The organism is Meridianimarinicoccus roseus, from assembly GCF_003172915.1.
Taxonomy (GTDB): domain Bacteria; phylum Pseudomonadota; class Alphaproteobacteria; order Rhodobacterales; family Rhodobacteraceae; genus Meridianimarinicoccus; species Meridianimarinicoccus roseus.
On record NZ_QGKU01000021.1, the window covers coordinates 13,804 to 28,255 of the forward strand.

A 14,452-nucleotide genomic window follows, 5' to 3' on the forward strand; every position below is an offset into this window, starting at 1 on the left:
CGCCGTTACCGCGTCCGTAACGCGGGCCGCACCCGGTGAAAACACCTCATGCGCGTGGCGTGTCCGGAAAAGCGCAGTGCCCGGAGCGCCGGTTCAGGCGCGTTTGGTCGGCAGCAGGAGCGAGGCGTCGCCGTAACTGAAGAACCGGTAGCGCTGCGCGATGGCGTGGGCATAGACGGCGCGCATCCGGTCCGTCCCCATAAACGCCGACACCAGCATCATCAGCGTGGATTTTGGCAGGTGGAAATTGGTCATGAGCCCGTCCGTCACCCGGAACCGGAAACCGGGATATATGAAGATGTCGGTGGGTTCCGCCATCGGCACGACTTCGCCGGTGCCCTGCGCCGCGGTTTCCAGCAGGCGCAGCGCGGTGGTGCCGACCGGGATGATGCGCCCGCCCGCTTCCCGCGTCGCCGCGATCTCGGCCGCGGCGTCCGGTGTCACCTCGCCCCACTCGGCGTGCATCTTGTGCTGTGCGGGATCGTCCACCTTCACCGGCAGGAAGGTCCCGGCCCCGACATGCAGCGTCACATGGGTGAAATCCACACCCGCCGCCGCGATGCGCGCCAGCAGATCGGCGTCGAAATGCAACGAGGCGGTGGGCGCGGCAACGGCGCCGCTGCGGCGGGCGAACACCGTCTGGTAGTCTTCGAGGTCACGGGCGTCGGCGGGCCGACGCGCGGCGATGTAGGGCGGCAGCGGCATCGCACCCGCCTGCGCCAGCTCCGCCTCCAGCGCATCGCCCTTGAGGCTCAGCCCCAGCCGGGCGGTGCCCTCGCCGGTGCGCCCCAGCATGGTGGCTGCCAGCCGGTCCGTGAACACGATGACCTCGCCATCCGCCAGCTTGCGCAGTGGCTTGACCAGTGCGGTCCAAGCCCCGTCGGCCTGCGGCTCCAGAAGTGTGACCTCGATCCGCGCCGCACCGGTGCCGCTGTCGGTCGCGCGCGTGCGGGTGCCGGTCAGCCGGACCGGCAGCACCCGCGTGTCGTTCAGCACAAGCCGGTCACCGGGACGCAGGAAGGACGGCAGATCGCCGACATGCGCGTCGGTGATCCGCGCCGGGTCCGCCACCAGCAGCCGTGCCGCGCTGCGCGGGCGCACCGGGCGTGTGGCGATCAGGTCTTCGGGCAGGTCGAAATCGAAATCGTCAAGCTTCACTGGCCGGGGCTTCCCTCTGATGTGCCACCTGCACCGGATGCGCCGCCCTGCCCGTTCTGGCCGCGGAACACCTCTCGCAGGAACCCCGGCGTTAGCACCGACAGCGGATTGGCTGCAAGCCGGGGTGCCGACATCGGGCCGGTGACGGTGTAGTGCAGCCCGATCAGGCCTTCGCCACGGCGAGTCATGAAGCTGCCGACCCGGTTCAGGAAATAGATCGGCGAGACGACCCCCTGAAGGTCCAGCACCCGCGTGGCAAGATTCACAGTGCCATCAAGCGACATTCCGATGGACGGGCCGGTCGCGCTGGCGGCCATGAGGTCGATGCGGTCGCGCGACAGCATGAAATCGGCGCGAATGTCCGAAAAGCCGATGCCGTTCCCGGCCGCCTGTTCCGCCGCGCCCACCACGCTGATCGCCGACAGGAAGGACGCGCCCGCCGGGCCGTCGCGGATCGCGGTGTCGATGATGCGCAGCTGGCCGCGGTAGCTGCCCGGCACGCCGCGCGGCACCAGCCTAAGGTCCAGCGCGCCGCCGTGCAGGAACGGAACGAGGTTGGCTGCGCGCAGCACCGCGCCCGCGTCTTCGCCCGTCAGGTGCAGCGCAAGCCCGGTCTGCTGCCCCGTGCCGCCATCTGTGCCGTCCTGCGGCGCGCCATGCGCGAGGCGCAGCCGCACAGGTGCGATACCGTTGACAGTGCCGGTCAGCGAGCCGTGCAGGCGGGGCGACAGCGCGCCGCGCAGTCCGGTCAGATCCAGACCTTCCGCCAGCCGGACCCGGTCCAGCGTGACATCTATGCCCGGTCCTGCTGGGTCGCCCGCGCCGTCCGGCCTTGGCGGCAGATGGCGCAGGTCGAGCGTGCCGCCGGTCAGCGCCAGCCGCCCGCCCGGCACATAGCGCCCGCGCGCATCCAGCCAACGGCCCAGAACCACCCGGTCCAGCACAAGGGTGCCCGGCGCACCGCCGCCCGGCATCCGCGCCGAGGCGTCCAGCCGCGCCCCCGGCAGGCGCAGTGCGATCCGGTCAAGCACTGCGCCGCCGCCGATCCGGCCCGCCAGATTGGCGGACCCTGCCGCGCCGGGCGGCTTGCGAATGCCGAGAGCCGGAACGCTGATCCCTAGCCCCGTCAGGTCGGCGCGCAGCAGCATCTCGGCCGGGCCATCGGCGGAAAGGTCCACGCTGACCTGCGCGCTGCCCTGCCCGCGCAGCGTGCCGGGCGGCAGCGACACGCCAAGCGCGCTCAGTGCTGCGGCTGTAAGTGGCAGGACCGCCGACAGCCTGCCGCGGCCGGGCGGCGCGGGGGGAAGCGGCCGGGGTGAAGGACGGCCAGACACCGGCTGCACAAGCCGCCGTGGCAGCCCCAGACCGCGTTCGTACAGCAGGTCTAACGGAACCGAGTCCAGCTGCGCCGCCCCACGGATCGTCACCCGCGCCGGGTTCGCCGCGATGTGCAACCGCTCCGCGCTCAGGCTCCGTCCGGGCAGCAAGGTATCGCTGCGCGCCTCAAGGATCTCGCCATCGAGGCTGAAGTCGGGCGGCGGGCGCGTCGCCTTCGGACCAAGCGCCAGATCGAGCGCGAGATCGACCCGCACCCGCCCCGACAGCGCGCCGGGCGCCATGAGCACACCGCCGTCGGGCGCTGCGCCTGGTTGCGTCGCAGCGTCGACCGCGCCGACGCCTGCCTGATCGGGCAGACCGGGATCTCCGCCGCCGGGACGAGGCGCCGCCGCCGAGGCGCCCTCCGCCCGCGGCTGGAACAGCGGCTGGCGCAGCAGCCGCAGCGCATCCGGCAGCGCCGCCGCCGCGCCCAGTGTGATCCGCAACGGCGCGAGGTCGCGGCCAAGCCGCCCGATATGGGCGGTCGCCCCTTCCAGCGTCACGGCCCCGCCATCCGGCACCGGCAGCAGGCCCGATACCAGCCGCAAGCCGAACGCCCCGCCCGCCAGCGCGCCGTGCCCGCGTGCCTCGCGCAGCGGGGGCAGCCCGTCCGAGACCGCGATCTCGGCTCCCGCAAAGTCGAAATCCAGCGCAAGATCCGGCGCGTCGACTGTGCCGAAATCCTGCCGCAGCGCGAGCCGCAGATCCGTCACCTCGGCCGGGCCGAGCCGACTGTCCAGCCAAACGCGCGTGCGCGGCGCGATCCCGACAGGCCAGAGCGCGAACAGCCCCGCCCGTCCCGGATCCGACGCATGCAGGTCAAGCGCGAGGCGCGGCGCCCCGCCCGTGCCGCCTCGGTCGAGAACGCCCCGCCCCACGGCGCGGACGCCTTCCCGTTCCAGCGTGAGCGCGCCAATGCCAAGCGCGCCGCTGTTGCGATCGATGCGCAGGTCGGCCCAGAGCCGGTCCGCACCCAGCAAGAGCGGCGCGCGCGCGCCACCACCCGTCGCGGGCGCTGCACGCGCCAGCCGCGCCGCAACCGGGCGCAGCGCGCCAGTTCCGGCGACCGCGCCCGGTGACCCGTCTCCGGCGCCCCGGTCGCGGCGCGGAATCGAGGCGCGCACCCCCGACAGAGCCAGTTGCGCGGTCAACCCGTCCCCCGACCCGCGACGCAGGTCGATCCGCCCCGCCCCCGACACGAGGCTGCTGCGGAGCGACAGGTCCGCGACGGCGAGATGCGACCGGTCGGCGGACAGGTGCAGATCTGCGCTCAGCCCGTCCAGCGCGACATCGGCGGCGGCGCCCGGCAGCACGATCGCCCCTGCGCCGACATTCAGGTGACCGGCCAGCGGGCGCGGTGTGCCATCCGCGCCGATCGCCCCTACGAGGTCCAGAGAAACCGGCGCGCGCAACCGCGTGAGCAGATCGTCCAGCGGCCCGGGCCCGGCAAGACCGCGCAGCCGTGCGGGTTCCAGCCCGCGTACCGTGAGCCGCAGATCGCTTTGCGCGCCGCCGCCGGGGCTGATCACATGGACCTGCACCCGGCCCGCATCCGATCCCCCGCCGCCATCGTCGAACACGCCGAGATCGGCATCCAGCGCCAGCCTCCCGGCATCGTCCCGCGTGATCCGCAGCGCGCCGTCACGACTGGTGATGCGCCGCCCGTCGCGGGCATCGTTCAGCGTGATCCCGACGCGATCGAGCCCGATCGCCCGCAGCCCGGCAAGACGCGGTTCCGCAAGGCGCGCGCGCAGACGCTCCAGCGCTTCGGCGGGGCTGGACGCGCCACGCAGCAGCGTCGCGTCGCCCAGTTGCAGCGTGAGACGGCCCTCGGCATCGCGGCTCAGCGCGACCTGCACCCCGCGCGCCGTGACCGCTTTGGGCACAGGGCGCGCCAGCAACGCGTCGTCCCGGCTGAACACAGCCTCCACCCGGTCCAGCGCCACCACAAGATCGCCGGCCCGGTCGAACAGCGCCAGATCGTCGAGCACTACCGCAGGGGACAGGTTCTCGCGCAGGTCGATCTCCACCCGGCCCAGCCGCGCGGACACGCCGATCGCCGCAAGATCCTGGTTTACCCGCACCGACAGCCGGTCCACCAGCTTGGGCGGCACCGCGACCGGCGCGTGGCGAACCGCCCACAACACAGCCAGCGCGGCGATCCCCAGCACGGCGGCCAGGCGCAGCGTCCAGCGCAGCAAAGCCGCGGTGCACCACAGGCAGGATCGCAGAAACCTCATGGCCCCAGCCTAGGCCAGCGCGCGGTTCGCACCAAGTCCGAACGCTCTGACCCCGCTGGACTTTCCCGCGCCCGTGCTAGAACGTTGCGGGCGTATTCCCGCGGCTTGCACCCGCGATATCCAGTCACAGAGGCCAAGAATGCTCGACGAAGGCGCCCCCGCTCCCGATTTCACCCTGCCGCAGGATGGCGGCGACGAAGTGACACTGTCCGGTCTGAGGGGCCGGATCGTGGTGCTTTATTTCTACCCCCGCGACGACACCAGCGGCTGCACCAAGGAGGCGGTGGCCTTCACCGGGTTGGCCGATGCCTTCGCGGAGGCAGGCGCGGTGGTGTTCGGCATCTCGAAGGACAGCGTCGCCAAGCACGGCAAGTTCCGCGCCAAGCATGACCTTGGCGTCGGCCTGCTGTCGGACGAGCACAGCGACGTATGCGAACGCTACGGCGTCTGGGCCGAGAAGGCGATGTACGGGAAGACCTACATGGGGATCGAACGGTCCACCTTCCTGATCGATGGGGACGGCGCCGTGCGCAAGGTCTGGCGCAAGGTGAAGGTGCCCGGTCATGCCGAGGCGGTGCTGGACGCGGCTCGGGCTCTGTGACCCGGGAGGTCCCGGCGCAGGTCGCCGCACTGCCCGCCACGCTGACCGGCTGCGCGGTGGCGGTGCTGCAGACGGCGGACGGGCGCGCCAAGACGGCTTTGTCCCGTGCCGCGGCGCAGGCGTTCCGTGACGCGCAAGCGGCGGGCCGACCGATGCCGATGGGCGATACCGCACCTCCGCCGCGCCCGGCCCGGCCGACGCGGCCCGAACTGCTGAGCCCGCGTGACGTGCCCCGGCGCAGACCCGGCACGCCCAACGGGCGGATCGCGCTGCTGCACGCCATCGCGCATATCGAACTGAATGCGGTGGATTTGCATTGGGACATCATCGCCAGGTTCGCCGCCACGCCGATGCCGCCGGGCTTTGCCGCGGACTGGGTCAAGGCTGCGGACGAGGAATCGAAACATTTCAATCTGATGTGCGACTGTCTTGAAGCCATGGGCAGCCACTATGGCGCGCTGCCCGCCCATGCCGGGATGTGGCGTGCCGCCGAGGACACCGCGGGCGACCTGATGGGACGGCTGGCGGTGGTGCCGATGGTTCTGGAGGCACGCGGGCTCGACGTGACGCCGGGCATGATCGAAGTGTTCCGCAAGGCCGACGATGGCCGCGCGGTCGCTGCACTTGAGGTGATCTATACCGAGGAGGTCGCCCATGTCGCCTACGGATCCAAGTGGTTCCACTTCTTGTGCGGGCGGCACGACCTCGACCCGAAGGACGTGTTCCACGACCTCGTGCAGCGGTATTTCCACGGCCCGCTGAAGCCGCCCTTCAACGACGAGAAGCGCGCAGAGGCTGGGCTGCCACCGGATTTCTACTGGCCGCTCGCGATCGCCGACTGACCACGCCTGTCCGCCCCGCAGCCCGCCGCGCCGCTGCGCGGCGCATTCGCGGCTCGCGTCGGCGGAAACCTGCCGGTTTCCGGCCCCGTCAAGGCAGGTTTCCCGCACCCCTGATGCCTTTTGTTGCATTGTCGAACCTGCCGCGCTACGCCGCTGGCAGAAGCAAAAAGGCGTGGTTAACGCGCATGTGCCAGGCAAAGAGGGATCACGTGACGGGGCAAAACGATGCACAGGGGACATGGCCGTCGGAGTGGACGGACGGTCCCCGGTCCGATGCAGGCGTCATGATGCAGGCAGATCAGGAGCCGTGGTCGCAATCGGCGGACACGGCGCAGTGGGACACAGCGGCGCAAGGCACCATGGATCAGGCGTCGTATCCGGAACACGGGTTTCTGACACAACCCGACCCGATCGACCCCGGCGCCTTGCCCCAAGGCGACTACGGCTCCTACGCCGAGGATGGGACCACCGGCTTCGCCGACGCCGCGCCGGTGTGGGTGGACGACGCCGAGAGCGTGACAGAGGACGGAACGGCGCCCGACCTAGCCCCGGCACCGGTTGCCCGGCCCCGGCTTCTGGAGCGGTTATTTCCCGAAAAGCGGATCTTTGTGAAATCGGACGAGGGCACGCGCTTCTTCCGCATCGGCCCGCGCCAGCACCTGCTGGCCGGCGCAGGCGCGCTGGCGCTGGTGGCTTGGTCGGTCACGGCAACCTCGTTCCTGGTGATCGAACTGGTGCAGGGCGGCGGCGCCCGCGATGCCGCGCTGAACGAAAAACTGGTCTACGAGCAGCGTGTGCAGGTGCTGGCGGCGGACCGCGACGCCCACAGGCTGGCCGCGCTGGAAGCGCAGAAGGGCTATGACGCGGCGCTGAACGAACTGGCCGGCTACCAGGCCCGTCTTCTGGAGGCAGAGCTCCAGATCACCGAACTGGAACAAGGCCGCGCCGCGCTGCAACGCATCCTGCACACCGCGATGGCCGAACGCGACAGCGCGCAGGAACGGCTGGCCGCGCTGGCGCAGGATGACGGCACCGCCGATGTCGCCGCGCTGGAACGGCGCAGCGCCGAGGCAGAGCGCACCGTAGATTTCCTGGCCCGTGCGCTGAACGATACCGCACAGGACAAGGCCAGCGCGGTCACCGACGCGACCTCGGCGCTGGACCGCCTGGCGGCGCTTGAGCATGAACTGGACCTAAAGCGCGAGTCGAACGAACGCATCTTCGCCCAGCTTGAAGAGGCCGTCGTGCTCGCGATGGAACCGCTTGGCAAAATGTTCCGCGACGTAGGCCTGCCACCGGAATCCATCCTGAACCAGATGCGACGCCAGTATTCCGGCATGGGCGGGCCGTTGACACCGATCGCCATGTCCACCAAGGGCACACCCGCCGACCCGGAAAGCCTGCGCGCCAATGCCATCATCGAACAGATGGACATGCTGAACCTCTACCGGATCGCGGCCGACAAGGTGCCTTTCGCGCAGCCCGTGCACGCCTCCGTGCGGCGCACGTCCGGCTTCGGGTATCGCCGCGACCCGATAAGGGGCGGATCGCGCCTTCATGCGGGCATGGACTGGGCCGGCGCTTATGGTACGCCGATCTATGCCAGCGCCGATGGCGTGGTCACCCATGCCGGGTGGCAGTCGGGTTATGGCCGTCTGGTGAAGATCCAGCACGAGTTCGGTATCGAGACACGGTTCGCGCATCTGTCGAAAATCAACGTGCAGGTCGGCCAAAGGGTCTCGCGCGGGGATATGATCGGTGGTATGGGAAATTCCGGTCGTTCCACCGGCACGCACCTGCATTATGAAGTGCGCGTGAACGGCGATCCCGTGAATCCGATGACCTATATCAAGGCTGCTGCAGATGTTTTCTAAGAACCGGCCCCCCGAGCACAAGCCCGCTGACGCCGACAAACCCGTGTCCGAAACCCGGTCCTCGGCCCCGACGCAGCCCGCGATGCCGACCCAATCCGCCCCCAAGGCCAAACCGCCGGCCTCGGTCCTGTCCAACGACCTGACAATTACCGGCAATATCCGCACCTCGGGCGACGTTCAGATCGAAGGCACGATCGAAGGCGACGTGCATGCCCATCTGCTGACCGTCGGCGAAAGCGCGACTGTCCGCGGCGAGATCGTGGCCGACGATGTTGTGGTGAACGGCCATGTGATCGGGCGCGTTCGCGGGCTCAAGGTACGTCTGACCTCCACCGCGAAGGTCGAAGGCGACATCATCCACAAGACCATCGCGATCGAGAGCGGTGCGCATTTCGAAGGTTCGGTGCAGCGGCAGGAAGACCCGCTGAAATCCGGCGGCGCGCAGAAGGCGATCCCCGCCCCCCGGTCGGACGACACCGCAGCTCAGTAAGCTCTGGGGCCAAAGCCCCGTCCGAAAGAACAAGGCAGGCCGCCCCACAGCGTGCCTGCCTTTTTTGTTCTGCCCGCGCGGGCACCTTCAAGTCCGGAGGCCACGTCAAACGACGGCGGCGCGGTACAGATGCCAGGTGGCGTGGCCAAGAACTGGCAGCACCACGACCAGCCCGAAGAAATAGGGAAACATCCCGACCGCCAGCGCCAGCACGATGCAAACCGCCCAGCCAAGCATCGGAGCCGCGTTCCGAGTCACAATCCCGACACTCGTGATCATTGCGGTCACGAAATCGACCTCGCGGTCGACCAGCATCGGCATGGCGATCACCGTGATGGAATAGAGCAGCAGGGCCACAAGCCCGCCGATCAGCAGTTCGGCCGCGATCATCATCAGCCCGTTCGGCGTCAGGAACACCTCGAATGAGGATGATACATTGGTCATCACACTCAGCCCCATGAACAGCGCGAAAATCACGTGCCCGATGAACACCCAGAAGATGAACAGCACGATGATGATCGCCGACAGCGACGGGATCTGGCGGTCCTTCTCGCGCCACACGCCGGTCAGAACACGGCCCCAGCTCAGCGGCTCTCCGCGTTCCAGCAGTCGGCTGATCTCGTAAAGGCCAACCGCAGCGAACGGCCCGATCAGCGGAAACCCGAAGGCCGCCAACATGATCCAGTAAGTCTGTCCCGTGATCACGGTCAGTTGCCACAGTGCGAGCCCGCACAGCGTGTAGAACCCGCCGAAAAACAGCCCATACTGCCAACTTGAACGGAAGTCCTGCCAGCCGCGTGCCAGCGCCCCGCGGATCATCTGGCCCGTCACGGCACGGAAATCGGGCACGCCGAAGGACAGGTCCTCGGGCGCGCCTGCGCCGCCGCCGGCCGGGCTGCTGTCGCTCATGCCCGCGCTCCGGGGACTGTGTGTGTGAGGGGGCCTGTCATGCCGGTTCCACCGCGGCGCGATAAAGATGCCACGTGCTATGGCCGAGCACCGGCAGCACGATGAACAAACCCAGGAACATCGGCAGCATTCCGACAATCAGCAAGCCGACGACGATCGCGGCCCAGAGCAGCATCGGTTCAAGATTGTCGAGAACGACCTGCACGCTGGTGATCATGGCGGTGACGAAATCCATCTCGCGATCGAGAAGCATGGGCATGGCGATGACGGTGACCGAGAAGATCATCAGAGCGACCGAAAACCCAACTGCGGCATTGACCACCAGCATCAGTATGCCTTCGGGGGTCCACAGCACGTCCATGGACGAGAAGATGTTGGTCATGCTGGCAGAATTGCCGAGGAAGATCGCGAAGGTCACCCGCGAGATCACGATCCAGACGAGCGCCATGAACAGCATCACAACGCCCATGAACGGCAATTGTCCGCCCTTCTGACGCGACATCGCGCCCAGAACCGCACCCCAGTCCAGGGACTCTCCGGCTTCCTGCCGGCGGCTGACCTCGTACAGGCCGATCGCCGCGAACGGGCCGATCAGCGGGAAGATGAACGCGAGCGGCACCAGAAGGCCCGCGTTGTCCACGCGCTGCGCGATCAACCACAACACGAGGCCACCGACGAAATACACACCGCCGAAGAACAGCCCGAACAGCGGCGCCTTGCGGAAATCCTCCACTCCCTTGTGAAGCGCGGTCTTTATCGTCTCGGTTGTCACCGGCTTGAGCACAGGGGTCGGCGATGCCGGCAGATCGGTCGTGGAAAAATCGGGGGTCTGGTCGCTGGCCATGTCTCGAATTCCTCCTGTTCGAATGGGCGTTTCGGCGTCCGTACGGAAGGGTGCCGCGCGGCCGACGTCATGTCAAATGCCATCGCCGCCCCTGCGAAGGAATGTAACGCGCAGCCCGAACAACCGGCAATTAAGGATCGCGCGCGGCCGGATCTAGCGGCGCTTTCGCGCCCCAGCAGCCGCGCGCCGACGCGCCAGCCGCCACAGGCCGCGTACCAGTGAAACCGCGACAAACGCGCCGATCACCAGCGGCGCCGCGATCAGGACGAGATAGAGAACCGCATCCATGCGGAAGGCTCAGCCGTCGGCCTGTGCCTCGGCGCGCGACTTGCCCGATACGTTAAGCGCCAGAGTAGCCGCCATGAACTTGTCGAGATCGCCATCCAGCACGCCCTGAGTGTCCGACGTCTCCACGCTGGTGCGCAGGTCCTTCACCATCTGGTAAGGCTGCAGCACATAGGACCGGATCTGGTTGCCCCACCCCGCGTCGCCCTTGGCGTCATGCGCTTCGTTGATAGCAGCGTTCCGGCGGTCCAGTTCCATCTGATAAAGACGGGATTTCAATGCCTTCATGGCGATATCGCGGTTCTGGTGCTGGGATTTCTCCGAACTCGTCACCACGATCCCGGTCGGCAGGTGCGTGATCCGCACGGCCGAATCCGTGGTGTTGACGTGCTGACCGCCCGCGCCCGAAGAGCGGTAGGTGTCCAGCCGTATATCTGACGGGTTCACCTCGATCTCGATGTTGTCATCCACCACCGGGTAGACCCAGACCGAACTGAACGAGGTATGCCGCCGCGCCGCGCTGTCATAGGGCGAAATCCGCACCAGCCGGTGCACGCCGCTTTCGGACTTCAGCCAGCCATAGGCGTTCGGCCCGCTGATCTTGTAGGCGGCGGACTTGATTCCCGCCTCCTCGCCCGCGCTTTCGGATTGCAACTCAACACTGTAGCCGTGCTTTTCGGCCCAACGCACATACATCCGGGCCAGCATCGCCGCCCAGTCACAGCTTTCGGTGCCGCCCGCGCCCGCATTGATTTCCAGGAAAGTGTCGTTGCCGTCCGCCTCGCCGTCCAGCAGCGCCTCAAGTTCCTTCTGGGCGGCCTTTTCCTTCAGCGCCTTGATCGTCGCCTCGGCATCGGCCACGACCTCGGCGTCATCCTCGGCCTCTCCCATCTCGATCAGTTCGATATTGTCGGCCAGATCCTGCTTGAGCGTTTCATAGGTCTCCAGCTTGTCCACCAGCATCTGGCGGTCGCGCATCAGCTTCTGCGCACGCTCCGGATCATTCCAGAGTGCCGGATCCTCGGTCATCGCATTGAATTCTTCAAGCCGGTGCGGCGCAGTCTCGAGATCCATCCGCTGCGCCAGAAGCTTGAGCGATTTCTCGACCTCGGCCACCGTGTTCTGGATTTCAGCGCGCATGGGTCACCTTTTCACAGCTTTAGACAGGCCTGCCCGGCCACGATAGGCCGTTATAGCAGCGCCACGGGAACAGGCAAGACGCAGGGGGGCAGCATGGCGGGCTAGTACAGCCCACCCGAACTGATCGTTCCGAAGCCCGCCTTTGGCGCGATGCGGCGCACCTCGCCTGTGGAGGTGGTGACCTCGCGGCCCTCCTCCAGCGCCTCGGAGCGCGAGAACAGCGGCAGGTTGCCTCCCATCGCGAAGCCGCCATCGATGGCCGCCACGCCGAATGCCGGGTCGATGCCGTCACGGAAGTATTCCGCCACCACATTCGCTCCGCTGGCCCCGTTCGGAAGCCGCGCGCCAGTCACGCGGTCGATCTTGATGAAATGACCGCCGGGGGGAACATCGAACGGCCCGCCGCCATAGCTGGCCACCGCGTGTTCCATGAATTCGTTGAAGACCGGGCCGCACATCCCGCCCCCCGAGGCACCGCGCCCCAGCGACCGCGGCTGGTCATGCCCGATATAGCAACCCGCCACGATGTTCGATGTGAAGCCGACGAACCAGACGTCCTTCTCGTCGTTGGTGGTGCCGGTCTTGCCCGCGGTCGGCACCGGCAGGTTCACGGTGCGTGCCGCGGTGCCGCGTTCCACCACGCCCTGCATCATCGACGTGATCTGGTAGGCAGTTATCGGGTCGATCACCTGTTCGCGGTCGTCCTCGATGCGCGGAGCAAGGCTGGCTGGCACCAGCAGGCTGTCGCAATCCACGCAGCGGCGCGCATCGTGACGGTAGATCGTCCGCCCCCAGCGGTCCTGGATGCGATCCACCAGCGTCGGTTCCACGCGCTCACCGCCATTGGCGAACATCGCATAGGCTGCCACCATCCGGTACAGCGTCGTCTCCTGGCTGCCCAGCGAATTGGCGAGGAAGGCGGGCATGTCGTCATAGACCCCGAAATCCTCGGCATACTTGGCGACCTTTTCCATGCCCACGGCCTGCGCGAGCCGGATCGTCATCAGGTTGCGCGACCGTTCGATCCCGGTGCGCAGCGGCGTGGGGCCATAGAACTTGTTGGAATAGTTCTTGGGGCGCCAGATCTCGCCGCCGATGTTAACCTCGATCGGCGCGTCGATCACGATCGTCGCGGGCGTGTAGCCGTTGTCGAGCGCGGTCGCGTAGACGAACGGCTTGAACGACGATCCGGGCTGGCGCGTGGCCTGCGTGGCGCGGTTAAAAACCGAATCCTGATACGAAAAACCACCCTGCATGGCGATCACGCGCCCCGTGTTCACATCCATCGCCACGAAAGCGCCCTGCACTTCCGGGATCTGGTGCAACGAGTAATGCGCCAGCGTGCCGTCCTCGGCGGTCTGAGCCTTGACATAGACCAGTTCTCCCAGCCGCAGCAGGTCATCCGGCACGCGCGGGCGCCGCTCGCCGCGGCGGGCGGCCCAGGTCATCTCGTCCAGCGGGATCACGTCAGTGTCAGCGACTGGCTGGTCCTCGATCCCGACGCGCGCCGCAGTGTCAGTCATGTCAAGCACCACCGCAAGGTGCCAGCCGTCCACGTCGCGCGGCAGATCGGCCTCGTCCAGAGCGGCGCGCCACGCAGCCTCGTCGCCCAGCATCTCGGCGGGCACGAACTTGCCGGTGCCGCGCCATAGCCCGCGCTGGCGGTCATAGCGTTCCAGCCCGCCGCGCAGCGCGGTTGCTGCCCGATCCTGAAGGTCGGGATCCAGCGTGGAGCGGATCGACAGGCCCCCGGTGAAGAATTCCGCTTCGCCGAAATCCCGGCTCAGCTGGCGGCGGATCTCGTCGGTGAAATAGCCGCGCGGCGGCAGCGCGGCGCGGAAGCTTTCGTAATCTCCCGACTGCACTGTGCGCAGCGGCGTGGCCAGCGCCACGCGATAGGCGGCATCGTCAAGAAAACCGTTTTCGTTCATCTCGCGCAGAACGAAGTCCCGCCGCTCCGTGGCGCGCTCCCGTTCGCGCACCGGATGGTAGGTGGACGGCGCTTTCGGCAGCGCGGCAAGGTAGGCCGCCTCTTCCACGGTCAGCTCCGAAAGCGTCTTGTTGAAATAGGTCTGTGCCGCTGCGGCCACGCCGTAGCTATTCTGCCCGAGATAGATCTCGTTCAGGTACAGCTCCAGGATCTGGTCCTTGTTCAGCGTCTGCTCCAGCCGGGTGGCGAGGATCAGCTCCTTGATCTTGCGTTCGGCCGACCTGTCCGAGGACAGAAGGAAGTTCTTCATGACCTGCTGCGTGATCGTCGACGCGCCACGCAGGTTGCCCCCCCGCGCCATGTCCAGCGCCGCTGACGCGATGCCGACCGGATCGAACCCCTTGTGCGAATAGAAATTCTTGTCTTCGGCCGAAATGAAGGCCTGCTTCACGAGGTCCGGGATCTCGGACGCCGGGGCGAACAGGCGCCGCTCGCGGGCGAATTCGTCGATCAGGCGCCCCTCGCCTGAGTAGACGCGACTGATCGTGGGCGGCGCGTATTGCGCAAGCTGTTCATGGTTGGGCAGGTCGCGACCATACATCCAGAACACACCGCCAACGATCAGCGCGGCAAGCACCGCGCCGATGGTGACGAAGCTGAAGATGGCCCCGAAGATGCCGAGAATGAAACGAACCAAGGTCTGCCTTTCCGAAGGGATTGGGTGCATATACCGCGCCCGGGCGCGCGGGTCAAAATCACAAC

The 14,452-nt window shown here is 67.6% G+C and carries 11 protein-coding genes; 4 read left to right on the forward strand and 7 right to left on the reverse strand.

Annotated elements, in window-relative coordinates:
* Positions 1–93: 93 nt before the first annotated feature.
* Together queA and DKT77_RS04915 are read right to left on the reverse strand one after the other, a co-directional pair.
* The gene (gene queA, locus DKT77_RS04910; protein ID WP_109810617.1) at positions 94–1,158 is read right to left on the reverse strand and encodes a tRNA preQ1(34) S-adenosylmethionine ribosyltransferase-isomerase QueA; all 1,065 of its coding nucleotides are present in this window, start codon (positions 1,156–1,158) and stop codon (positions 94–96) included.
* The gene (locus tag DKT77_RS04915) at positions 1,155–4,775 is read right to left on the reverse strand and encodes an AsmA-like C-terminal region-containing protein (protein ID WP_109810618.1); all 3,621 of its coding nucleotides are present in this window, start codon (positions 4,773–4,775) and stop codon (positions 1,155–1,157) included. The genes queA and DKT77_RS04915 overlap by 4 nt, the downstream gene beginning before the upstream one ends.
* 139 nt (positions 4,776–4,914) lie before the next feature.
* Here DKT77_RS04915 and bcp point away from each other — a divergent pair, with 139 nt between their 5' ends.
* From bcp to DKT77_RS04935, 4 genes are all read left to right on the forward strand, one after another.
* Complete coding sequence (bcp, locus tag DKT77_RS04920; protein WP_109810619.1) at positions 4,915–5,376, forward strand: thioredoxin-dependent thiol peroxidase; 462 nt, start codon at positions 4,915–4,917, stop codon at positions 5,374–5,376.
* Complete coding sequence (locus tag DKT77_RS04925) at positions 5,373–6,218, forward strand: ferritin-like domain-containing protein (RefSeq protein WP_420798292.1); 846 nt, start codon at positions 5,373–5,375, stop codon at positions 6,216–6,218. Before bcp ends, DKT77_RS04925 begins: the two co-directional genes overlap by 4 nt.
* A gap of 284 nt (positions 6,219–6,502) precedes the next feature.
* Positions 6,503–8,092 carry a DUF5930 domain-containing protein gene (locus tag DKT77_RS04930; RefSeq protein ID WP_238547696.1) on the forward strand — a complete coding sequence of 530 codons (1,590 nt, stop codon included), beginning with the start codon at positions 6,503–6,505 and terminating at the stop codon, positions 8,090–8,092.
* Entirely contained in the window at positions 8,082–8,582 is a 501-nt protein-coding gene (locus DKT77_RS04935) for a bactofilin family protein (protein ID WP_109810620.1), read from the forward strand. Before DKT77_RS04930 ends, DKT77_RS04935 begins: the two co-directional genes overlap by 11 nt.
* A gap of 105 nt (positions 8,583–8,687) precedes the next feature.
* On the opposite strand, the gene DKT77_RS04940 is transcribed toward DKT77_RS04935, so the two are convergent.
* From DKT77_RS04940 to DKT77_RS04955, 5 genes are all read right to left on the reverse strand, one after another.
* On the reverse strand, positions 8,688–9,491 hold the full coding sequence (locus DKT77_RS04940) for a DUF2189 domain-containing protein (RefSeq protein WP_109810621.1): 804 nt from the start codon (positions 9,489–9,491) through the stop codon (positions 8,688–8,690).
* Positions 9,492–9,528: 37 nt separating this feature from the next.
* Positions 9,529–10,335 carry a DUF2189 domain-containing protein gene (locus DKT77_RS04945; RefSeq protein WP_109810622.1) on the reverse strand — a complete coding sequence of 269 codons (807 nt, stop codon included), beginning with the start codon at positions 10,333–10,335 and terminating at the stop codon, positions 9,529–9,531.
* Positions 10,336–10,488: 153 nt separating this feature from the next.
* Complete coding sequence (locus DKT77_RS21320) at positions 10,489–10,623, reverse strand: hypothetical protein (protein WP_274520046.1); 135 nt, start codon at positions 10,621–10,623, stop codon at positions 10,489–10,491.
* Between the two features lie 9 nt (positions 10,624–10,632).
* Positions 10,633–11,760 carry a peptide chain release factor 2 gene (prfB, locus tag DKT77_RS04950; RefSeq protein ID WP_109810623.1) on the reverse strand — a complete coding sequence of 376 codons (1,128 nt, stop codon included), beginning with the start codon at positions 11,758–11,760 and terminating at the stop codon, positions 10,633–10,635.
* Between the two features lie 101 nt (positions 11,761–11,861).
* Entirely contained in the window at positions 11,862–14,387 is a 2,526-nt protein-coding gene (locus tag DKT77_RS04955; RefSeq protein ID WP_109810624.1) for a penicillin-binding protein 1A, read from the reverse strand.
* Between the last annotated feature and the right edge of the window lie 65 nt (positions 14,388–14,452).

What these genes read in the sequence shown, in the direction of transcription:
- DKT77_RS04915 (WP_109810618.1), bottom strand. Translation starts at nt 4,775, where the DNA reads ATGAGGTTTCTGCGATCCTGCCTGTGGTGCACCGCGGCTTTGCTGCGC.
- bcp (WP_109810619.1), top strand. Translation starts at nt 4,915, where the DNA reads ATGCTCGACGAAGGCGCCCCCGCTCCCGATTTCACCCTGCCGCAGGAT.
- DKT77_RS04930 (WP_238547696.1), top strand. Translation starts at nt 6,503, where the DNA reads ATGATGCAGGCAGATCAGGAGCCGTGGTCGCAATCGGCGGACACGGCG.
- DKT77_RS04935 (WP_109810620.1), top strand. Translation starts at nt 8,082, where the DNA reads ATGTTTTCTAAGAACCGGCCCCCCGAGCACAAGCCCGCTGACGCCGAC.
- DKT77_RS04940 (WP_109810621.1), bottom strand. Translation starts at nt 9,491, where the DNA reads ATGAGCGACAGCAGCCCGGCCGGCGGCGGCGCAGGCGCGCCCGAGGAC.
- DKT77_RS04945 (WP_109810622.1), bottom strand. Translation starts at nt 10,335, where the DNA reads ATGGCCAGCGACCAGACCCCCGATTTTTCCACGACCGATCTGCCGGCA.
- DKT77_RS21320 (WP_274520046.1), bottom strand. Translation starts at nt 10,623, where the DNA reads ATGGATGCGGTTCTCTATCTCGTCCTGATCGCGGCGCCGCTGGTGATC.
- prfB (WP_109810623.1), bottom strand. Translation starts at nt 11,760, where the DNA reads ATGCGCGCTGAAATCCAGAACACGGTGGCCGAGGTCGAGAAATCGCTC.